This is a genomic window from Alteromonas gracilis (assembly GCF_002993325.1).
In the GTDB taxonomy this organism is placed as follows: Bacteria; Pseudomonadota; Gammaproteobacteria; order Enterobacterales; family Alteromonadaceae; genus Alteromonas; species Alteromonas gracilis.
Genome location: NZ_PVNO01000026.1, coordinates 91,762 through 113,401, shown reverse-complemented (window position 1 = coordinate 113,401; position 21,640 = coordinate 91,762). Strand labels below are relative to the sequence as shown.

Annotated in this window: 17 protein-coding genes; 4 read left to right on the top strand and 13 right to left on the bottom strand. The window is 42.6% G+C overall.

Translation table 11 applies throughout. From position 1 onward, the window contains the following. Positions 1-7: 7 nt before the first annotated feature. From lpxL to C6Y39_RS12350, 6 genes are all read right to left on the bottom strand, one after another. The gene (gene lpxL / locus C6Y39_RS12375) at positions 8-943 is read right to left on the bottom strand and encodes an LpxL/LpxP family Kdo(2)-lipid IV(A) lauroyl/palmitoleoyl acyltransferase (protein WP_105931573.1); all 936 of its coding nucleotides are present in this window, start codon (positions 941-943) and stop codon (positions 8-10) included. Between the two features lie 160 nt (positions 944-1,103). Then, the gene (locus C6Y39_RS12370; RefSeq protein ID WP_105931572.1) at positions 1,104-1,361 is read right to left on the bottom strand and encodes a DUF3081 family protein; all 258 of its coding nucleotides are present in this window, start codon (positions 1,359-1,361) and stop codon (positions 1,104-1,106) included. A gap of 72 nt (positions 1,362-1,433) precedes the next feature. Next, positions 1,434-1,964 carry an outer membrane beta-barrel protein gene (locus C6Y39_RS12365; protein WP_105931571.1) on the bottom strand — a complete coding sequence of 177 codons (531 nt, stop codon included), beginning with the start codon at positions 1,962-1,964 and terminating at the stop codon, positions 1,434-1,436. 13 nt (positions 1,965-1,977) lie between these two features. Further along, positions 1,978-3,162 (bottom strand): hypothetical protein, encoded by a 1,185-nt coding sequence (locus tag C6Y39_RS12360; RefSeq protein WP_205664198.1) that lies wholly within the window; start codon positions 3,160-3,162, stop codon positions 1,978-1,980. Next, positions 3,159-3,953 (bottom strand): outer membrane lipoprotein-sorting protein, encoded by a 795-nt coding sequence (locus C6Y39_RS12355; RefSeq protein ID WP_105931570.1) that lies wholly within the window; start codon positions 3,951-3,953, stop codon positions 3,159-3,161. The genes C6Y39_RS12360 and C6Y39_RS12355 overlap by 4 nt, the downstream gene beginning before the upstream one ends. 1 nt (position 3,954) lies before the next feature. Then, a complete protein-coding gene (locus C6Y39_RS12350; protein ID WP_105931569.1) occupies positions 3,955-6,249 on the bottom strand; it encodes an efflux RND transporter permease subunit in 2,295 nt (764 codons plus the stop codon). 258 nt (positions 6,250-6,507) lie between these two features. On the opposite strand from C6Y39_RS12350, the gene C6Y39_RS12345 reads away from it, so the two are divergent. Both C6Y39_RS12345 and C6Y39_RS12340 read left to right on the top strand, forming a co-directional pair. Next, the gene (locus C6Y39_RS12345; protein ID WP_105931568.1) at positions 6,508-8,757 is read left to right on the top strand and encodes an acyl-CoA dehydrogenase; all 2,250 of its coding nucleotides are present in this window, start codon (positions 6,508-6,510) and stop codon (positions 8,755-8,757) included. 137 nt (positions 8,758-8,894) lie between these two features. Then, positions 8,895-9,608, top strand: coding sequence for a hypothetical protein (locus C6Y39_RS12340; RefSeq protein ID WP_240618886.1), 714 nt, complete (start codon positions 8,895-8,897; stop codon positions 9,606-9,608). 77 nt (positions 9,609-9,685) lie between these two features. Here C6Y39_RS12340 and C6Y39_RS12335 read toward each other — a convergent pair whose 3' ends face one another. After that, on the bottom strand, positions 9,686-12,196 hold the full coding sequence (locus C6Y39_RS12335; RefSeq protein ID WP_105931567.1) for a TonB-dependent receptor domain-containing protein: 2,511 nt from the start codon (positions 12,194-12,196) through the stop codon (positions 9,686-9,688). A gap of 458 nt (positions 12,197-12,654) precedes the next feature. On the opposite strand from C6Y39_RS12335, the gene C6Y39_RS12330 reads away from it, so the two are divergent. Next, a complete protein-coding gene (locus tag C6Y39_RS12330) occupies positions 12,655-14,673 on the top strand; it encodes a putative bifunctional diguanylate cyclase/phosphodiesterase (RefSeq protein ID WP_105931566.1) in 2,019 nt (672 codons plus the stop codon). A 5-nt stretch (positions 14,674-14,678) separates the two neighbouring features. Then, positions 14,679-15,266 (top strand): thymidine kinase, encoded by a 588-nt coding sequence (locus tag C6Y39_RS12325; RefSeq protein WP_105931565.1) that lies wholly within the window; start codon positions 14,679-14,681, stop codon positions 15,264-15,266. Between the two features lie 407 nt (positions 15,267-15,673). On the opposite strand, the gene C6Y39_RS12320 is transcribed toward C6Y39_RS12325, so the two are convergent. From C6Y39_RS12320 to C6Y39_RS12295, 6 genes are all read right to left on the bottom strand, one after another. After that, a complete protein-coding gene (locus C6Y39_RS12320; RefSeq protein ID WP_105931564.1) occupies positions 15,674-16,699 on the bottom strand; it encodes a LacI family DNA-binding transcriptional regulator in 1,026 nt (341 codons plus the stop codon). Between the two features lie 185 nt (positions 16,700-16,884). Then, complete coding sequence (gene upp / locus C6Y39_RS12315; RefSeq protein WP_105931563.1) at positions 16,885-17,514, bottom strand: uracil phosphoribosyltransferase; 630 nt, start codon at positions 17,512-17,514, stop codon at positions 16,885-16,887. 213 nt (positions 17,515-17,727) lie between these two features. Then, positions 17,728-17,949, bottom strand: coding sequence for a helix-turn-helix domain-containing protein (locus C6Y39_RS12310; RefSeq protein ID WP_105931562.1), 222 nt, complete (start codon positions 17,947-17,949; stop codon positions 17,728-17,730). Positions 17,950-18,334: 385 nt separating this feature from the next. Continuing rightward, positions 18,335-18,865, bottom strand: a complete 531-nt coding sequence (locus tag C6Y39_RS12305; RefSeq protein WP_105931747.1) for a WbuC family cupin fold metalloprotein — start codon at positions 18,863-18,865, stop codon at positions 18,335-18,337. A 125-nt stretch (positions 18,866-18,990) separates the two neighbouring features. Beyond that, the gene (locus C6Y39_RS12300) at positions 18,991-19,896 is read right to left on the bottom strand and encodes a hypothetical protein (RefSeq protein ID WP_105931561.1); all 906 of its coding nucleotides are present in this window, start codon (positions 19,894-19,896) and stop codon (positions 18,991-18,993) included. A gap of 11 nt (positions 19,897-19,907) precedes the next feature. Continuing rightward, positions 19,908-21,542, bottom strand: a complete 1,635-nt coding sequence (locus C6Y39_RS12295) for a galactose oxidase early set domain-containing protein (protein ID WP_105931560.1) — start codon at positions 21,540-21,542, stop codon at positions 19,908-19,910. Between the last annotated feature and the right edge of the window lie 98 nt (positions 21,543-21,640).

Sequence of the window (21,640 nt, the reverse complement as noted above, 5' to 3'; positions counted from 1 at the left end):
AAACAATCTACAATGATTTATACAGAGATTCAGGGTTACTTTCGGGCCTAGTTTTAAAACGCTTATGCATCCAAAGATAACTCTCTGGCTGCTCTTTTACTGCGGCGTCAACGTGCTGGTTAAGCAAGGTTAATGCTTCTGTATCATTCATCTCACCAAGCTGAGATAGCGGTGGATAAATTTTTATTTTATAGCCGCGCTTGGTGTATTGAGACGTTATGATCATAGGCTCTGAATGACTGCGCCTTATAAACATAAGCGTTGCTGTGGTGGTTGCCGTGTCTTTTACCCCACCAAAAGGCACAAAAATACTTTGTTTTGGGCCATAGTCTTGGTCCGGCAGGTACAAACACAATTCTTTATCGTCTAATGCGGCAAGCAGTGCTTTCGCATTGCGTTTATCAATCATGTATTTGTTCGAACGATTCCGCCCATGATACTGAAGATAATCGACCAGAGGATTATTGTGTTTACGATAAAACGCGATACTCGGGTGAAAAAAACCAATGCCCCGACAAGCAAACTCCAAGTTCATGTTGTGAAGCGCCATGCCGAAAACCCCTTTTCCATTAGCAAAGGCCGCTTCTACGTGTTCAGTACCTTCTATTTCGATTGCGCGCTTTACGCGCCAGCTTGGCCACCACCATCCCATTGCCGTTTCGAATAAAGCCATACCGGTACGACGAATATTTTCTCTGTATAGCTTTTCAACTTCACGTTCAGACAATGACGGGTTCCAAAGGGCAAGATTTCGTTTCGCAACTTTGGCACGTTTAGGCACGATTAACGCAATAAGCTTTCCCGTACCACTGCCAATAACGCGGATGACCGGAAGCGGTAACCATGTTATCGAATACAAAATGAATACGCCTAGCCACACAGGCCAGAACTTTGGACCTAAAAATGCCAGTTTGAACTTAGGTGCTTTGATTGCCGCCGCCAATGTTTATTTCCCTTGAAATGAATTGGTCGGCATTGTAGCAGAACGTTTTTTCTGGGGCTAATAACGGTATACAGCCAAGGAGACAATATGAAAGGGCAGTCTTCGAATATAACGGCGATGCACTGGTCATCGCCTTTATTTACTGATCGGCTGTATGCACTTAATACTCTTTATCGATTTCCTTCAGCTTTTTCTCAAATGACTCATATTGGTCTTTTGAGTCATAGTCGAAGTGATACTGGTTGTGAAAACCAAACTGCAACTTAACATGCACGTCTTCGATATAAAGCGTGTAGCCGTCGTGGTCGGTAAAAGCAGTAATACCGTTGAGTTTATACTGCTCATTTTCTTTAGCGCCGTGTTGACGAATCTTGTCGAAAACCTGAAGTAAGAACTTGCTGTCTAATTCGTTTTTCATTGTAAATCCATAATGGTGAATTTACTTGTTTTTACACGAATTAACGGTTTTTGGATTTCACGATTCCAAATATCAATTGAAGTTATACCTAAAACCGACATTAACCATATTTGTAGAGAAACTGTCTTCTCCTGTCATATGAAGGTATTCAATACGAATCATTGACCTTAAACCCACATAGTAATCAAACCCCAGGCCTACTAGCCCTGCCGCAAGAGATTCTGATTGGTCACAATCTGAAGTCACTCCCTCCGTGGCACATTGCGCTGATACATCTATATCAACTCTAGCCACGCCTAACTTGTAAAATAACTCACCTGTTCCGCCGCTCGCTTTTCCAAGCATTGCCAAATAAAGTGAATCTCCGTTAGCGTCAACCTGATTATTTGAGTAATCAAAAAGATTTAAGTACCCAACTTCAGCGTACCACTGTCTATGTATTTGCTTACCAAACGCTAAACTGTATGTGACTTTTTTGTCGCTAGCCTCTGCGTAATCAACGTCGTTGTATCCGACTGTTGCAAGTCCATAACTTTTAGGCGCAGCGACAGACTGAGACAGTCCACATATCATTACACCTGCTATCCATAAAAACTGCTTCATCTATTCCTTAACCTCAAAAATAATACTCTAGTGAAAATTGAATGTGGTCATCCCGCCTCAAAAAGAAAAAAGGGTCTTCTTCATCGTTGGATGAAAAAAAATATCCATCTAGTTTCCAGCGCCAATTGGCCGAAAGCCTGCTGCTCGCTTCAATATACGCTGAATAGGTAGACTCATTATCTAAGTCTTGAATAAAGCCAAACAACGTTTCCGTACCCGCTATATCGTTAGCCATAATACGCAGACCTAACATGATGTCGTTTTGCCCAATCGCAAAGAAGTTATTGTCTCTTTCATCATATTGATATTCAAGCAAATACCCTATTCCATATCTGCTGCCCAATATGCCTTCTTGGGTGTACTCGAAGCCGGTAACCAAAGCTGTAAAATCTTCAGACTGACCTTCGCGATAAATACTTTCTAATTTAAGTAGCCAAGCACCGCTGACTTTGAGTAGGTCAATACCCAGCTGATTTATTTGTGCATAGTAAGGATTGATCGACACGTTTCCGTCTTGTGAAATACTCGTGATTAATTCAGGCTCTCTTGTTGTTCCTGAAAAATAGGACAAGCCGACTTCCCAATCACCAATTGATGATTGCCACCTTAATGCATAATCAAGGTTACTCTGTTCACTAGAAGACTCGTATATAGCGTCAGAGATAGCTAAAGGAGGACGTAATCTACCTTCTACACTTTGGAAAGTTCGTTCTCGAAAGTAAGGCATAACAAATGCTGAAAAATTTCCATAATTTGAAAAGTAGGAAAAATTAAGCATTGGCTGACCTAACTTGGCCTCTCCATCAACAGACTCTACAGAGTCAGTTTGGTTAATTATATCTACAAGATGTATAGACTCAGTTTGACCCCAGAAGACCTTTCCTACACCAATTTTCGTTTCCCAATTGTCTTGATAATGCGCCCATTGTAATTCTCTAATATCACCATGAGATCTCTCTTTATCATGCTCATCGAATCGATAAAAAGGTTTAAAGATAAGGGTATCTTGCCCTTCATTGAACTCACTATAAATCTCTGGGGAAAGAAAAAGCGAACCGTAGGTACGCTCTTGCTCCGTGTATAAAGCATCTTGAAGGTAATAGCGTAACTCTGCGCCTGCAGAGCCCGTAATTTCAAAAGCACTCGCCGTTGAAACCATTACCAGAGAAAGCGAACTTAAAGCTACTTTTTTTATCATCTAACTCTCTTTAAGCTGTTTTTGTCGAAGTCACTCTCTTTTAAATCGGTATCGAATGTTATTTCTTCTGTAATAAGTGAGGTTGATTTGTTTGTCTGTATATTTCTCATCAAACTTTTCATAGGGCGCCAATATTTATCCTTAAATTGCTTATAATCTAATAACGTAAGTATTTTCAGCAACGATTCCTTGCGGTCGTAAAACTCCACTTTCTGCACGCGATAGTGAGCTTTATCAATCCAGACTTTTTGATAGGAATAACCTGAGAAGTCATATTCTGGTACTTGTTTTAAAACGAAACACTTTTCACCGTTCACTTCGTCTTCACCTAGCAAAGAGTAAGAAAATTTCTCCACTTCGTAAGATGTCATATCTTCAAACGCAAATTCACTTCCAACAAAAGGGCCGCTTTTGCTTTGTGATGAAATCCTTTTAACTCGTTTTAATGCAGGCAGAAATATCCACTGCTCATCGGCTTCCAGCGCATGAGAAAAACTTAGAAATGCCGTACCTTTCACGTCACGAGGTGATTCAAATACGGTAAGTGCTTTATCTCCATCATTCTCAACCTCAAGGGACTTTACGTTAAGTTCTCTCGTCGCTTCTCTCCCTTGAGAGTTTTTCAGTACCATGAGGACGTTAGCTTCATTTGTACCCCAGCCTTCATCTCTAGCCTTACGTTCTTTCGCTATAGTAATGGCTTCCTTGTCGCCTTTAATTTCTGCTGCCAAAACAGTGTTTGAAACCAAGCCTATTCCTACTAAGAAAAAAGCACTCAAAAAACTCTTCATATCAAGACTCCTTTTCGACCGTCTTTGCATCCCCTAACCAAATAAGGAGCGCAGGTAAGAAAATAAAATCAACCAGTAATGCAGCTAATATTATAATAATCGTCAACATTCCCATATGAGCATTTAAAACAAAGCTCGACGATGCTAGAACAGCAAACCCGATAGCAAGCACAAATGTTGTAGTTGTAAGCGCCATGCCCACGGTTTCAAACGCATAAGCCACGCTCTCTTTTACAGTGAGTTTTTTTGATTTTGCCACTTGATACTTCGTCAAAAAATGAACCGTATCATCGACAATTATTCCCATAGTCATACTGATCACCACAGACAGGGCCATATTTATCTCACCAGAAATCATACCCCAAACACCAAAACCAATAGCAGCAGGCAATAGGTTTGTAATCATGCTAACGCCGCCTAGTTTTATCGACTTTAAGGCGAATAGTATGAGTATAGATATAAGGATTAATGCGAGAACGCTTCCCCATACCATATTCTTCATATTTCGCTCTCCGATATGAGCGAACATTAATGGAGGACTTGCCGCTTCAATTCGGTAATCGCTTGAAAGACTAGTGAAATATGCTTTTGCTTCTCTCTCTAACGCAGTGATGTCGCGACTTCCCAAATTATCAATGAGGGCAATGACGCGAAGCGCTGACTTATCAATATCAATTTGATTACCTAAGTCTAATCCAAAAGGCAGTGACATCTCGTAGAGAAGTAAGTATTGGGACGCTAGGTCTCCATCTGAAGGAATAACAGAGAACTCTTCATTATCATTGTTCATGTTTTTATTAAGGCGCTTGAGCGTGTCGGTGAAAGTGAGAACATGATTGACTTCTTCTCTGTCTCGTAACCATTGAGCAAAAGTTTCAATTTGGTTTAAGAACTGGGGGTCAGTTATTCCGTATGATTTATCTGTGTATACAACGAAATCTATATTGGACATGCCACCGAGTTTGTCCTCATTTACTTCAACCGCCTGCCTAAATGAGCTTCGTTCATCAAAGTACTTAACAGCAACATCGTTTAACTGGTTATTCGTCGCGAATAAACTAATTGCAATAATAACCAAAAAAGATACAGGCAATAGCAAACGATGATGACGATTTATCATTGACGCCCAGCGCAAGAAAATAGTGTGATTAATAGCAGTGGTCGATTTAAGTGGACGAATGGTGAGTAACGAAGGCAGCATCGTAAGAGAGAAAACACATGCTAACATTACGCCCAAGGCCGTCATATTCCCCAAGTGAGCAAGCACGGGAACGGCTGAAAAATTCAGCATTATGAAACCTATTGCAGTCGTAATACTAGTGATGAATATTGGTTTTCTATTTACCTCTATACTTTTTTGTATCGCATCTTTATTGCTTAATCCCTTCCCGAGATAATATTTGACACCAACAATAATATGGATGCAATCAGCAACAGCAAGGGTAGTTATCATGGTTGGAGCATTCACTGTAGCGGTACTTAAATAAACGCCCAGCCATCCAGTTAGTCCAATGGTTATTGCAACAGAAACGATAACTATTCCTAGCGTGAAAATTGCAGCCCAAAGTGATCTCACAATGATACTAATTGCAATAAAAATAAGTAGGAACATCAGTGGAACTAGTGTCTCTGCGTCCTCTTGAGCCGCAACTGCAAACGCATCATTCATTACGACCATGCCGTTTAAATAAATTTTGTGCCCGGGGTAAAGGTCTTCAAATTTCCGTTTAATCTCTTTTGCTGCGGTCGCAATTTCAATAACTTGTTGGGTCTGATCTCCATCTGGTAGCTGAATAGTTGTATCGATTATCGTAACGTCCCATTCGCGAGAAACTAAACGACCGTAAACCTCTGGACTGTCAGAAAGGACGTCTTTAACGCTGTATATATTGCCTTCGTCCAACGTGCTAGCGGTAATCAAATCCTCGACAATAAGATCCCCGCCATCGTCATAGGTGTTTTGATAATTCGAGATAGATTCCACCCTAGTTGATAGGGGAAGTTGCCAAGCTTCTTCGGTAAGCTCAACGACTAGTTTGAGCGTGGACGCCTTTAAAATCTGTCCATCATCAGGGACCACCATAAATGCAACATTTTCGCTTTTATTAAAAATGTTTTGCATTTCTTCAAACGCTAATCTTTGTGGATTATCTGGTTCAAAAAAAACTTTATAGTCACCACGAAAATATAAATTCTGTGCTCCGAATACGGAGAGCACGGTGAGCAGGAAAACGAGTGCAATCGTAATAAACGGCGATCTTATCGCAAATGAGGTGGGGCTAAATTCGGGGTTCATCACTGCAACCTTTGTTTTGTATAAACAAATTCTACCTTCAAATGAATAAATAACATAACTCGCCGACAAATTTTATCATCTCCCCCCTAATGTAAGGATAAATACTCAAAGTATCTCTACATATTTATGGGCTCTATGACTTTGATATTTAATAACATTAACAGTTATTAATATTAAGCTTAGCGAATTTTTTTGATCTTTTGTAAATTTGTTGTAGTATTAACTCATACAACTGGTCAGATGAGCGGATGAGTTACTATGAGTATCAGAACTAGCTTAAAAAAAGTTTTACCCCCAATTTCAGTTACAGAACAAGAAGCCCTAGATGCGGGTGATGTTTGGATTGAATCGTCTATTTATCAAGGCAAGCCTGACATGCAGGCATTGCGCGACATTCCTCAGGCTAAACTGAGTGCTGAAGAGCAAGCGTTTATGGATGGCCCCGTAGCAGAGCTATTGGCTATGATTGACGACTTCGACTTAGGCAACGGTAAGCACATTCCTCAGGAAATGTTAGATTTCTTGGGTAAAAACCGTTTCTTCTCTATGATCATTCCAAAGAAATTTGGTGGTCTTGAATTTAGCCCATATGCAAACTCGACTATCGTGGCGACAATTGCAGCGAAAAGCGGTGCTATTGCTGTAACCGTAATGGTTCCTAACTCGTTAGGCCCTGGCGAGTTGCTTATGCATTACGGTACTAGCGAGCAACAAGATTATTGGCTACCTCGCTTGGCTGACGGCCGCGATATCCCTTGTTTCGCGCTTACCAGCCCAGAGGCAGGTTCAGATGCAGGTGCAATCCCTGACGCAGCGATCGTTACCAAAGGCGAATACAACGGTGAAGAAGTGCTTGGTCTACGCGTAAGCTGGGACAAGCGTTACATTACACTTGCACCAATTGCGACAGTACTTGGTCTTGCATTTAAGGTATTCGATCCAGACCAACTACTTGGCGAAAAGTTAGAGCTAGGTATTACTTGTGCCTTGTTACCTAAGTCACACCCTGGCGTTGAGCTTGGAAATCGTCACGACCCAATGGGCGTGCGTTTCTATAACGGTACTACCCGTGGCCAAGATGTGTTTATCCCAATGGACTTCATCATTGGTGGCCAAAAGAACATCGGTCGCGGCTGGCAGATGCTTGTTAGCTGTCTAGGTGCGGGACGTGGTATCTCGCTTCCAGCTATGGGTGTTGCGACAGCACAGTCTGCGTTTAAAGGTACGGTTGAGTATTCATTTGTTCGTGAGCAGTTTGGTCTTCCAATTGGTCGCTTCGAAGGTATTCAAGAGAAAATGGCAGATATCGCTGGTAAGACGTTCTTACTCGAAGCGATGCGCGTATTAACCACCGAAGGTTTAGGTTTAGGTGTTAAGCCATCAGTAGTAACAGCGATTGCTAAGTATCACATGACCGAGCTGGGCCGTGATGTAATGAACTCTGCTATGGATATCCAAGCGGGTAAAGCAATTCAGCGTGGACCTCAAAACACACTTGCGGGTGGTTATGCGGCACTTCCTATTGCAATTACAGTAGAAGGTGCAAACATCCTTACTCGTAACCTGATGATTTTCGGTCAAGGTGCAATGCGTTGCCACCCTTACCTTAAAGATATGGTTGACTTGATTCACAGCAACGAAAGTTCAGCGGATGCAGAATTCAACAAAGTCCTTCGTAAGACTGTGGGCTTCAGCGTTAAAAATGCATTCCGTAGCTTAGGTAAAAGCTACCTTCCTTTCCTACGTGAAAGTGAATCAGCACTACCTGAAGTACGTAAATACGAGAAACGTGTTAACAGCATCTCTGCAAAACTAGCGCCGCTTGCCGACCTTTCACTTGCGGTTCTGGGTGGAGACCTTAAAAAGGCTGAACTTCTTTCTGCGCGCCTTGGCGACGTAATGAGCTATCTATACGGCGCAATGGCAGCAATTCGTTTTTACGAGCAGCGCATTGAAGACAGAAAACTAGCTCTACCGTATTTTGAGTACGCAATGCAGTGGTCTTTACAACAAGCTGACCAGGCAATTGTTAACTTTATTAACAATTTCCCTAACACTGCTACACGCGGTCTGATGCGCCTACTTACCAACACCTACACAAACAGTGTTGCAGGTATTAGTGACGACCTGGTACGCGAGCTTTCAATTGCGTCAATGCAGGATAATAGCGTTAAAGAGCAGCTTACCCATCTTGTACGTGTTATCCCTGGTGATGGCAATGATATAAATGAGCAAGCATTTAAAGCTAAGCACGCTGTTGCACACCTGTTAGGCAAAGTGCAAAAAGCACTGCGCAAGGAGCCTGTTGTGCCGTTTATTTCTTTTGAGCATGCACTTAACAAGCTACAAGAAAAAGGCGTAGTAACAGCTGACGAAGCAGCGAAGCTTCATGATTACAATGAGAAGCGCAAGTTAGCAGTACGTGTAGACGAATACACATTCGATTTAGAATTGCTACCAGCTTCACAAACGCTAAAAGCGATTGACGGTGGTCAAAACGCCGCATAAATATTGAGTTTTTTAGCTTAACAAATTAAAGCCCTGTCAGTCGATGGGGCTTTTTTGTGTTATTTGCCATTTCTTTTCATTGTTCATTTTGTGCTCTACCATTAAGGGATTAGGATAATCGCTGAAAGGATCGCGCAGTGAAAAGAAAGTGTAAGTTTCTCGCTTCAAGCGCTAAGAAGATCTTTCCTCTTTTTATTACACTTCTATTCTCACCATTTAAAGTCGTTGCGGAACACGATGATTCGCATTTTGTAATTGGTGAATTAAATCATCCGCGCGTAAACAATTTTTATAAACCTCTTATTGAGCGCGCATATCGCAGTATTGGAATTGAAGTGACCTTCGAAAAGGTTGGAGGGGAGCGCGGCCTGCGGCTTTTAAATCAAGGTATGACTGATGCAGACGTCGTTCGTTTTGACGTTGTTGCTCAGCCTGATAACAATATCGTTATTGTTCCTCCCGCGCTTTCTCATGGCGCATCTTTTCTGCTGTGCATCAGGGGAGCGAAATGTAGTAAGGATGTTATTGAAAACCCTGACAACGCCATAGCAGCTACTACACGCTTTTTCTTTAATATGGGTAAGCAATCCCGTGCGTTAAAAGCCAATATCTTTGAATTTGACGACTTTCATCATGTTATTGATTTGCTGCTCAGCGGACGCTTTGATTATGCGATTATGCCAAGTGATCACTCTGAAGAAGACATTTTCAGACGATCAGGAATAGAGTTTATTCCCCTCGTCGAACATGAGATTGTGCATGTAATACACAAAAAGCATAGTCACTTAGTTGGCGATTTATCAGAAGCTATCGCAAAGCAGCTCGCACTTTTAGACCAACAGCAAAACTAAAAAAACGCCCACTTTGAAGAGTGGGCGTTTCAATACTGAGTATACTCTAACGTGCTTCCACGTTAAAACACTCGTTATTAGTCAAACATATACTTTAGAGAAAGTACTGTTGTACGACCGTTCAGAGGACGTGCACGTACATAGCTACCTACTGCAGCAGAACCTTCTTCTGATTCAGTAATGATAAACTCATCAGTCGCATTGTTCATGTTAAGTGACACTGAGAACTGGTCGTTTACCCAATAAGTAGCAAATAAGTTTACAAGCGTGTAGCCATCTTGCTTAAGGTCATTATTGTCTTGTACGAAGTACTCAGTAGAGCCTTGTAGTGAAGCACCAACAGACCATGTGTCAGTAACGTACTCTGGAGTAATAGTCCAGATCCAATCCGCTTGACGGCGCGGCGTGTTACCAACCAATGCAGGGTTATTAACGTCATCGCTAATTTCTGCATCTGTCCACGTTAAGTTACCAGACATGACGAAGTTATCCGTTGCATTCCAGCGACCTTCAAGTTCAAGACCTGTCGCTTCGTACTCACGCATAAACGTAAGACCGCTAGTTACCTCTGCTTGTGTATCTTCAGTGACGGTGTCGAACAAAGTTGCATTAACCATTAGGTCTTTTGTGCCGTACTTATAACCGATTTCAAACTGCTTCGTTGTGTCATAACCTGAGGTAGTGCTTGTTAAGCTACCATCAGCATTCAACGTACCACCGATCTGAAGTAAACGGTCAGCAATTGCACGGCCACCTTTTGAGTAGCGGGCAAAAAACGTTTGGCTATCAGTAAGCAGGTATGAACCACCGATAGAGTAAGACGTGTTGTTAGCGCTGTAATCTACGATTTGAGACGCTGCACCAGCACGGTTTAGATTAATCACACCACCTCTGATGAAACCACTGTTTGTAGCAGACGCATCTTCGATTTGCTCGATAACGCCGTTACCGTTTAAGTCAAAATCAGTATTACCGCCACAGCAAGAGCTGATTAGTTCACCAGACGCTTCAGTAGTGTCATGACGTACAGACGCATCAATAAGAATGTTGTCAGACAGTTCAAAACCAATGTTCATGTATGGCGCTTTAGTAACGTAGTTAAGATCCCATTCCCATGAAAGGAAGCTTGGAGAAAGCAAGCCATTCGACACTAGCTCAACACCGTCACCATCTGTGATAGTTAATAGCTGAGAGTTGTCGCCATCAAGCGTTTGAATAAATGTCTGCCAGCTAGACCAGCTTGTTGCGATGTCTTGGTTTGAGTAGTAGTAACCTACTGTTAGGTCGATACCGTTATCAAACTCTTTACGCAAGCTGAAATCGTTGATCATGTTGCCAAGGTCATTGATTCGCGTATCAAATTGTAAGTTAGTGAACGCTTGACCTGTATAAACTTCACCAGCACCTGGACCATTGGCTAAAGTAACCGTTGTACTGTCACAGTTTAGTGCATTGCCATCACCGTCTGTTGCGCCAGAGCAAAGTGCTGAAGCAAAGTTTGCAACATCACCAGGGCCTGCTGGGAAACCATCCGTGAATGGTGCGATGAAACCGCCAGAAATGTCTGAGATACGGAACTTGTTAAGTAAAAACAGGTTTTCCGCTACTTCTAAATCAACTTCTACACCGAAAGAGCTAACTTTAGACTCGATACCGTCACGTACGTCGCGGTTTTCAGGGTTTCCGAAGCTGTCAAAAGTAGAAATGTTTGTGTTATACGCAGAATTCAGCGCTTGTGAACTTGCATCATAGCCAGGTACTGGGCCGTACTCACCATCACCTTTTACAAGCACTGGTGAAGGAAGATATGTTGATACCTTGTCATCCAAGTTTTTGTAGTGGAAACGGATGTGGCCGTTATCTAGCATTTTAGTGATGTTAAATTTAACCTGACCGCCTTGATCTCCATTGTAACCAGTTTCACGAGGACCTTCACCGCCACGAGCGAAACCTGCAATGTGATAAAATAGGTCATCAGTGATTTCGCCACCGTAGCGGAAATCTAAACGGAACTCTTCATAGTCAACACCGAATGATGTACCGATAGCACCACCACCTACTTCACCCGTGTTGCTGATCATGTTGATAACACCGCCAGGCGAGTTACTTGCAAACGTTGATGCTGAACCACCACGTACTGCTTCAACATTCGCCACTGACCAGTCGTAACGTAGGAAGTTATCTGCGTTACCAAAGTTAATGTCACCATATTCTAGTACTGGTAAACCGTCTTCATGAAGCTGAAGAAACTTAGAGCCGCCTGTCGCTAGCGGAATACCACGAATTGTAATGTTTGCGTTACCGCCACCACCTGATGATTCAGCACGAATACCCGGCAAAGCTCGGAATACTTCAGCTGTTGAGCGAGGCGCTAGCTTAAGAATATCTTCTTCATCAAAAGCGCTAACTGAAACACTCGCTTCCTGCATTGTTGCGCCACCTGGCGCTGCAGTTACAACGATTTGCTCGAACTTCTCTTTAGATTTTGCTTCAGTCTCTGGTGTCGCAGATTCTTGAGCGAAAGCCGTGCCAGAAAGTGCTGTACAAACGGCTAATGTTAGTGCGTTGAGTGTGTGATGTTTTTTCATATTTTCTCCGGTAATGTGTTGGAGTTGTTAAATCCTAAGTAGCCGCTACCCTAACTACTAGGGTTGATGGCAACACAAACATACTTAATCGATTAAGAATGTATAACAAAAAATCAACATTGTAAACAACCTGTGAAAAAAATTACTTCGAAAGTATTACCTGACCTTTCGAAAGTGTTAATACTTAGGTTCCTTGTCGTTAAACACAAAGAACAAATACGACTGTAAAAAACTAAATATCGATTAAGAAAGGCAAAGCTATTTGAACAGCAAGAAAAGCAAATTGATTAATGATTTCATTCAAAATCTACCAAACCGATAGCATGATTATTGTTCTTTGCTAAATTAAAATGTAGTGTAAAAATTCGAAAAACGCCCAGGAAGAAACAATATAGTTTGTTAGTTTGGGTTTCATCGGACGCGCTTAACGGCATCAAATTGTTAAAAGGTTTTTCTCGTTGAATATAGAGCAAGAGTCAATATCGCAAATTGAGATAGAGCGAGATACAACTGATATGCTCATTGGCAACAGTTTCATTGGTTTTCTGATGACCATGTTTGCTTTTTCTGGTTTGTTGTTTTTCTTCGAAAGTGACTCTCCTTCAATATTTGCTCAGAAATTTCAGGTTTGGATGGTAATGATGGGCGTGTTGATAGCACGTCTCTTAGATGCCATTTACTGGCGTATTAAACTTGTAGGCACTAACTACAACCCTAGACCAGTTTTGATTAGGTTCTCAATTGGATTGTTTACAACAGGGAGTATTTGGGGGCTCTATTCTATTTTGCTCTATCCAACCATGGCAACCGTTGAGCTTGCAGCGACCATGGTGGTACTTTCAGCGATGTCGGGCGGAGCAGGAACCGTTTTATCACCCAACAAATACCTTGTTGGCTTTTACACGACTGCGCTTCTTATTCCTATGTCTTTATGCGCTATCTTAGATAAAAATGGCGAGTTTTTTGTTTTAGGTGTGCTCGGGCTTGTATTTTGGTTTGGTATTTTTACTAGTGCATTTCGCTACCACCAGTTTTTTATCAACACCTTATACATCAAGGCTAAAAATAATAAGCTAATGGAGCAAATGAAAATAGAGAGGAATGAGACAGAGAAAGTAAACCAGTTGCTTATCGCTTCAAACCAAAAGCTAGATGCTTCTAATTTAAATCTGGAAGCAGAGGTCGAGCGAAGAACCGCTGAATTATATCGTCTTTCGAACAGAGACCCTCTTACAGACCTGCCCAACAGAAATGGTTTCTTAAAGCATTTGAACAATCTTTTAGATACAACGCGCGCCCTGGATAACTCCCTTGCGGTTCTGTTTATCGACTTGGACGGCTTCAAACAAGTGAATGACAGCCTTGGACATAAGATTGGCGATATTGTACTGGCCGAAATTGCTAAAAGACTTCGTAACTACACAGAAGATAATCACTTAGGCCGCTGGGGGGGAGATGAGTTCGTCGCTGTCATCCCCTACGCGAATATTGATACGGCCAAAGCCGTCGCGCACGCCATGCGAAGTGGGGTCACTATTCCTATCCTTGCGGATGACAACCAAATTACCCTAGATGCCACCATAGGTATTGCAATGTTTCCTTCGCACGGTGATGCTGCTCTTGACCTAATTCAACACGCCGATCTAACCATGTACGACCAGAAGCGCAAACAGCGTGGGTCGGTAAGCGTCTTCAATGAAGCCCTCCATGCTGAAATAAAGATTGAGCAAAAACAATGTGAAAGGCTTCGCACAGCCATCGAAAACGGTGAATTGAGCGTTTTCTATCAGCCAATTATTGATGTTAATACGAATACCGTGTTCACTGTTGAAGCGCTGTTAAGGTGGAAGTGTGAGGATGACTATATTTCCCCCGCCGTGTTTATTCCACTTGCAGAAAGAAGTGGCTTAATGCCTGAAATCGGAGCATGGGTATTAAACAGAGCCCTAATTGACCTGTCTCACTGGTCGTTTGGTAACGAAATATCCATGTCAGTAAACGTGTCAGTAGCGCAAATGTTAGACGACGGTTTCTCCAAAATTTTAGACAGTGCGCTTAAATCGACACAAATAGCCCCAACGCAACTGCACCTAGAAATTACTGAAAGTGTATTTGCGATAGATAAAAAACTTATAGGCGAAAGAGTAAGTGAACTGGTTGATAGAAACGTGAAAATATCTATTGATGACTTCGGAACCGGCTACTCCTCACTAAGCAGACTCCAGTCGATCCCATTCGACTTTATCAAGATTGACCGCTCTTTTATACAGAATAGAACTGAGGAGAGTGATACCATAATAAGGGCAACCATATTAATGGCAAAAGAGTTTGGCTGTAAAACTATTGCAGAAGGCATTGAAACTGCAGAACAAAAAGCACATGTTTCAGCGCTCGGTGCAGACTACTTGCAAGGTTTTTATTATGCGAAACCTATGGATGCTAATAACCTTATTTCTTGGTACAACGAAAATTATTAATCACCATGGCTCAACTTTATTTTTACTATTCTGCGATGAATGCAGGAAAATCAACCTCTCTTCTTCAATCAGCCTATAATTATCGCGAGCGAGGCATGCACTCTATTATTTACACTGCGGCCCTTGATGACCGCTATGGTGTGGGTAAAGTTACCTCAAGAATTGGATTGCAAGCAGACGCTAAGCTCTACAACAAAGAAGATGATTTATTCTTATCAATACGCCAAGACTGCGAAGAACGGAAGCCTGACTGTGTATTCATCGACGAAGCCCAATTTCTTACTAAAACGCAGGCTCGGCAGCTGGTTGAAGTGGTAGACGAATTGGACGTCCCGGTGCTTGCCTATGGTTTACGAACGGACTTTTTGGGAGAAACCTTTGAAGGCAGTCATTATCTGCTCGCATGGGCAGACAAGCTTTTCGAGCTTAAAACAGTATGCCACTGCGGCAGAAAAGCTAACTTCGTTGTAAGGCTAGATGAAAATGGAAACGCGGTTAAAAATGGAGACCAGGTACAAATCGGCGGGAACGACCGTTATGAATCAATGTGCCGAAAACATTTCAAAGCCCTTGTTTGGGATGAACAGGCTTAATTTGGGCTAATTTGTTCTTAAAGTAAATTCACTGCAATTCAGGTTCCGGCTATTAGCTTATTTAATAGCCTCTTCACTCTTAATCTAAACTGTTTTGGTAATAGCAGCTTACCACTAGATTTCTTGCGATACTGTTAACATTTCTTTTGAAACTCTATATCTTGATGTTTCTAACCAAGAACAACAAAAGAAGCATCTTAAATAATTAAGATGCTTTAACTACGAAATTCACCCGTATCAATGTTGCATAGTTGTAAACAGAAAAACCTTAAGCGATAAAAGGCAGGGAGCCTAGTCAACACAAATACTTATTTAAATTGTAACCGCTGTTTAGCCCTTTGTTTACTCAACACATTTGAAAATACATGCCCTTTCAAAGCACATTTTTTCACAGGCAAAGCGTTTTTCTAGACCGTTTCGCCTAACCGTACTTCAAACGGCAGCGTATTTTTAGATTTAACATGGTCTAAAAGCGATTTTGCAGCTTCTACGCCCTTTTGAGAGCTAGATTGACATACCGTTGTTAAGCTTGGACGCGCCCTCTCGGCTTCTTCAATGCCGTCGAAACCGGTAATCTTTAATTCTTGTGGAACCTTGATGCCCATTTCAAGTGCCATATGCAACAGCTCTAACGCTATGATGTCACTCATGCAAAGGACAACGTTAGGTCTAGGTGAGCTAGTAAGCACTTCTTTTGCAGCTTGCCGCGCGAAGTGCCTATCACTTTCTGGTAGATGCCAAATGGCTTCGTCCGTTACGACCACATTTCTATCTTCAGCAGCCCTTAAATAGCCATCTAAACGTCGGTGAGCAATAGAGGTTTCAACATCAATAAGAGGGCTATCATAAATACGGCACGTTGCAGGAGAGTCAATAAGTCGTAATCCTAGAATTGCGACTGAATCGCCTTTATTTAAAGCATGACTCGCCACCTGATAAGCTGCTTCCTCATTATCAATATTGATTGAGGGCTTATTATCAATATCAAAATCGACCGTAACTACAGGCTTAGGTGAGGCAGCCAGTTCTCTAATAAGGTTTACATTACGAGGTTGACCATAGCAGATAAATCCATCAACAAAGTCTACAACGTCAGCAATACTATTCGAGTCGCCTGCATAGAGAAGCAAGTGTTTACCATTTTCCTGTAACGCAGAGGAGGCGCCCTTTATGAAGGTACTTGCTACAGGATCACTAACCATATAGGAAATGCTGTCTGCCAGTACTAAAGCCACAATATTTGAAGTACCTTTTCTAAGAATTTGGGCGGCTTTGTTTGGACCGCTGTATCCAATTTTTTTACATTGCGCCAGGATTTCTTCGCGCTTTGACTTAGATAACTGATCGGGACGATTGAAAGCATTTGAAATTGTCGCTGTCGAGACACCTATTTGCTCAGCAACGTCTTTAAGGGTTAGTTTTGTTTTGTTCATTAATTTTTAACTCATTTAACGAAGCTGAGTGCCCTACGCTAAAACAATGAAGGGCAGTCAGCGCGCACGTTGACTACCCTTCGATTGTAACACCTTCTTAAACGTTTAACTCAATAATTTTAACGTTTAAAAGGTACCTGATCTAACAAACTTTTGAACAACTTAATGTTAAGTTCTTAATAATGTTATCGAGTTCCGAAGATTTTATCACCCGCGTCGCCTAGTCCCGGCAATATATAGCCCTTTTCATTTAATCGCTCATCGATAGCCGCGGTAAAAATATCAACGTCAGGGTGTGCTTCAACAACAGCCTTAATGCCCTCAGGAGCTGCAACAAGAAAAAGCCCCATGATTTTGGTACAGCCTTTCTCCTTCAGCAGGTCAATAGTGGCAATGAGGGTTCCGCCGGTGGCAAGCATGGGGTCCACAATAAGTGCTGTACGCTCATCAATGTTTTTTACTACCTTGTCAAAATAAGCCACCGGTTGCAGCGTTTCTTCATCACGATAAAGCCCTACTACACTAATCTTGGCGTTCGGAATAAGCTTGAGTACACCTTCAAGCATTCCCAGACCTGCGCGAAGAATTGGCACAACCGTTATTTTCTTGCCTTTAATCTGTCTTACTTCAACATCGTCACCGGACCAACTCTTTATCGTTGCTCTTTCAGTAGGTAAGGTTCGTGTCGCTTCATAGGTCAGCAAGTTGCCTACTTCTGAAGCTAATTCGCGAAAATCTTTGCTGCTTATTTTAGCGTATCGCATAAGCCCAATTTTATGTGCGATAAGCGGGTGAGTAATTTCGTGAACGGCCATGTAAGACTCCTTGTAATCGGTTTAACTATATTTTACCCCATGCGTATTTTAGTTAAAGCGATTGGTCATAAAAACATGTCTATTCGTTTAATTAAAATTGATTTTCATTGCTACACGCTATTTTTTAAAAGCTTTCATGCAGTATAAATTAACAGACTAGGAACTTAAGCTATTGAAGAAAACTCGGTAGACACTATTCACAAAAAGCAGCCGCTACCCTACTTGTAGGGTAGCGCCATCTGGCATCGTCACTTCAATCTTCATAGTGCCGCCAACCGCGGCTAAATAAGCCGCAGCCCGCTGCAATGACACGTCTTGAATTCTCTTCGACTCTAATTTGCTAACGCCCGAAGCGGTCACTGATAGCGCCATTGCTACCACTTCTTGTTTAACTCTATGTTGCTTTCTAATGTCACCTAATGTGATTTCTTTCATTGTTTTTTACCGAGAATTACGGGCATTAAAAAAGCCCAGATGGTGATACCCTCTGGGCTTTTGCAAAACGTTCTACCTGCAGTGCCCAGAAGCCAATACTTGCCCCTGAACACCGACGGTCAGGTGCAATCAGTAATTAAAATTATAAAAATAACCAGTTGAAACGTTTTGCATAATAATTCTCTTTGTACAATGTGCTTATAACTGCGGCCTTTTGCCGCAACTAAACGAAAACTGAGGCGTAGGTGTTTTTAACAAAAACAGTAGCCGCCCCTTGTGACTTATCCTTAACCATACCATGTCGTTAAGCAATAGCAACGACTTTCCAAAAAGGAAAGTATTTGTGTGCGTCGTTCACGCCTTTCATATTAATTTTAAAAAACATCTAAAGAACACCGACGAGGTCCCCTTCCTCGGCACGCTTTAGCGCATCCAAAAACTGTGGAACTAAATGACTTCCTTCCTTGGGCGACCAGGGTGCAAACCCCTTATCGTCTGTGACCTCATAGGGGCCCTGTTTTACCTCCATAAAAACGACCGGGCTATGGCAGACTGTTGCATGCCAAACATTTGGAGGTATTTCCACACCGCTAGTCTCTCCGCCTGCTTTTAAGGTAATTCTTTCAACCAACTGTCCTTCACTCTCGTCATCAAAAAAGAGAATATCCAGCTGACCTTCAAGCACCATGAAAAACTCCCATTTGTGTGGTTGTATGTGCCGGTGAGGACGTACATAAGAGTCAGGCATCATGGCAATAAAAAGACGCTGGACGACATCTTGATATGTTTTGTGAACATTAAAGTGGGCGCGGCGGCGTTCGTTAGTCTCGGCTTGGAATTTTAGCTTTTCAAACAGTTCTTTATCAAAGCGGGTTGCATTTTCATGGTGAGCATTGCTCTGATTTTTATTACTCATGTTTGTATCTGACAACATCTTCCCCTTTGACTGCTTGAAAAAGCGAAAAGCGTTTGCGCAAAACAATTGCGCAAACACCAAAAAGCTATCGCTTACGTTACTTTTGCAAAAGGAAAGTTGCAAGCTTAAAGGCGAGCTATCTCTACCCAGCCTCCCTGAATAAACTTCACTTTTTTATCTTGATGACAGAAGACAGGAATTTTCCATTTTTCTTGTTCATCTTTATCTAAACGACTATCTGGCCATGTATACGCTGCTTGTGTAGAAAGCTTCACCCATTTAGCGTCAGAATCCACTGGCGAGCGACCAAGTTGTTTCCAGCCTTTACTTTGGGTGTTTGCCTCTACGCCCTTTGGACTAAATCTCAACATGGGCTCGTCGTATTCATCAAGTACTACCATGTGATGGTCGCCCTGATAACTTACCCTTATCGCTCGTTCAGGACCAGGAATTACCATCGCTGTCAGGTCTGCAATAGGCGCCGCTTTATTGTCTACCGTAACTAATGTGCGCTTACTCGGTGGCGTCAGTGATTTGAAATACCCTGAAAGGTCTTGGCGCTGGCCGTTTACCGCTAGTGCGATATTCCAGCGTTCTGCGTGTTCATCAGTTTTTTCCAACCGTTTGTCATACCAACCATAGTAGTTTCGCTCGCTAACTTGGGTCCATTTTGATTCGAGCTTTTGATCTGTTACCCACTCCGGTAAAGGTCTAGGCCCTGCGGTTTGTACTTTAAACCACATAGGGTGGTCCCAGTTGGCATAAACCCCGCTTTTTGTAATGCGAATAAAAGGCTCATTGTCATCGCCTAGCACTTCTAGTTTTCCCTCGCCCTCATATTGCACAAGTATTTCGTTTCCCAAAGGCGAACTTTGTATTTGGGATAAAATAGCGGCTTCGCTTTTACCCTGCTCATCAATAACAGGGAGCCACTCTCCAGCGACAGCTGACGCTCCATGCGCGTAAACGTTTGAGGATATAACAAAAGATGCTAGAAAAAATGCTAACACGGTAGTTAATGTCTTAATCATGATTACTCCACCTAGTTACACATTGCAGAAAGTTCGCCCGTCACCGTGATGGTCTTTGACGCCGATGGAACTAATTCACCATTTTCATCACGAGCGTTAACAAAAAGCATGTAATCGCCGGGTGGCACTACTGCTTGCTGCGATGGCATTTGTACGACAATCCTATCTGTATTGTGACGCACTATGGGAAGCACTACACTGCGCTGGTCACCATCAATAAGATGGGTAATGTTTGTTCTTCGTATCAGCACCACTGACTCGATATTGGCATTCATTTTGGCGGTTGCTGCATCTGTGTTTTTCAAGCCAATTCTAAGACGTTCGCCCACACCAACAGCCTTGTTTTGTCTTCCTATAGCGGGTCTATCGCCAAACATATAGGCAGGTTTATAGATTTCAAAAGAAGGATCTCTGCCATCGTTTGGTGAAAAGCCCGGTAGCGTAACGCTGTATGCATAAGCGGTATTAATGGGGGCATGTCCACCTATTAAGACACTACCATCTGGCAACAATGCAGCAGAGTTGTGATACGTACGCGGTCGATTTTGCTCGGCAACCTGCCTAAATGTTTCTGTTTCAGGGTCGAAAATTTCGGCTTTCAGAATAGGTTTCCCAGCGCCAGGTAGCACCACCTCATCCCTGTCAGCCCCTGATACGACTAAGACTTCTCCGGTGGGGAGCAATACACCTGTACCGTACCAACGACCTTGTTGAAGGCTTCCCGTTGAACGTGAATCATAAAGCACTTTTTCCCCGTCAATGGTCACCGAATCAATACGCGCCAAGTTTGTACCAACATACAAACCAGGGCTTGTTGCAGCAACTCCTGTTAATACACCACCGGCGGTGAGAAACTCTGCTTTACTGTAAACCCCATTATCGTCTGGCGTTAGTGGCATCATCATAGAGAATGTGGAACCTCTGAAACCAGCCCCTAACAGAGCCTGCACATCAGCAAGCCTGTATGGGTCGTCAATGATGGGGGCTAGCGCGTCAAATGGATTAGCAATAAACTCTTCTGTTAGACCGGTAAGCAACCCATTTAACGATGTGCTCGATTCCGTATTGGTTATATTAAGAAAACTTGTAAGATCTCCTATACCCGCTTCACTTAGGTGAAGCGGTAGCCCTGCAAACCCAAGGTCAGCCCACGTTTTAGACTGAGGGTCGTAAGCCGCTACTATATTCCAAAGCGCTTGATCGTAACTCTGCCCAAATGGATTAAACGCCTGTCCGCCCCCGTTGTAGAAGACGTGGCCATTAGGTAGCAAGTGTAATCTTGGATATAAGGGTAATGAACGTTCTGCTAACGGGCCGTTGTCCTTCCACTCGCCGCAAGATGTATCGTATGTTTCTGTAACGGTGACATTTCTGCCTGAGGTTTCTGGTCGGGTTAAATAAACTGGCTTCACGAGCTTAGTGACGCCGCTAGCCACTAAGACGTTACCGTTAGCCAAGGATAACGCGCTTGGATACCAGCGCCCAAAATTCATATCGCCTGTTTTTCGCCAGCTATTATCTTCGGGATTAAAAATACGACTGTTTTTCAAACCTTCTAGTTCAGACAGTCCAAAATTAATCGGCTCGCCAAGTAAGCTCGTACTTACTCCTGGTTCGTGATAGTAGTCAGTGCCGCCTACCGCCATAAGTTCCCTGGTGGGCAAGCCCACTAAATCAGCGCAGAAAAGAGCGCCGTCGTTGTTGGTTCTCTCGTCATCTGTGTTTAAATCAATTGGCAGAGACG

What these genes read in the sequence shown, in the direction of transcription:
- C6Y39_RS12370 (WP_105931572.1), bottom strand. Translation starts at nt 1,361, where the DNA reads ATGAAAAACGAATTAGACAGCAAGTTCTTACTTCAGGTTTTCGACAAG.
- C6Y39_RS12365 (WP_105931571.1), bottom strand. Translation starts at nt 1,964, where the DNA reads ATGAAGCAGTTTTTATGGATAGCAGGTGTAATGATATGTGGACTGTCT.
- C6Y39_RS12360 (WP_205664198.1), bottom strand. Translation starts at nt 3,162, where the DNA reads ATGATAAAAAAAGTAGCTTTAAGTTCGCTTTCTCTGGTAATGGTTTCA.
- C6Y39_RS12355 (WP_105931570.1), bottom strand. Translation starts at nt 3,953, where the DNA reads ATGAAGAGTTTTTTGAGTGCTTTTTTCTTAGTAGGAATAGGCTTGGTT.
- C6Y39_RS12350 (WP_105931569.1), bottom strand. Translation starts at nt 6,249, where the DNA reads ATGAACCCCGAATTTAGCCCCACCTCATTTGCGATAAGATCGCCGTTT.
- C6Y39_RS12345 (WP_105931568.1), top strand. Translation starts at nt 6,508, where the DNA reads ATGAGTATCAGAACTAGCTTAAAAAAAGTTTTACCCCCAATTTCAGTT.
- C6Y39_RS12335 (WP_105931567.1), bottom strand. Translation starts at nt 12,196, where the DNA reads ATGAAAAAACATCACACACTCAACGCACTAACATTAGCCGTTTGTACA.
- C6Y39_RS12325 (WP_105931565.1), top strand. Translation starts at nt 14,679, where the DNA reads ATGGCTCAACTTTATTTTTACTATTCTGCGATGAATGCAGGAAAATCA.
- C6Y39_RS12320 (WP_105931564.1), bottom strand. Translation starts at nt 16,699, where the DNA reads ATGAACAAAACAAAACTAACCCTTAAAGACGTTGCTGAGCAAATAGGT.
- upp (WP_105931563.1), bottom strand. Translation starts at nt 17,514, where the DNA reads ATGGCCGTTCACGAAATTACTCACCCGCTTATCGCACATAAAATTGGG.
- C6Y39_RS12310 (WP_105931562.1), bottom strand. Translation starts at nt 17,949, where the DNA reads ATGAAAGAAATCACATTAGGTGACATTAGAAAGCAACATAGAGTTAAA.
- C6Y39_RS12305 (WP_105931747.1), bottom strand. Translation starts at nt 18,865, where the DNA reads ATGAGTAATAAAAATCAGAGCAATGCTCACCATGAAAATGCAACCCGC.
- C6Y39_RS12300 (WP_105931561.1), bottom strand. Translation starts at nt 19,896, where the DNA reads ATGATTAAGACATTAACTACCGTGTTAGCATTTTTTCTAGCATCTTTT.
- C6Y39_RS12295 (WP_105931560.1), bottom strand. Translation starts at nt 21,542, where the DNA reads ATGGCGGTAGGCGGCACTGACTACTATCACGAACCAGGAGTAAGTACG.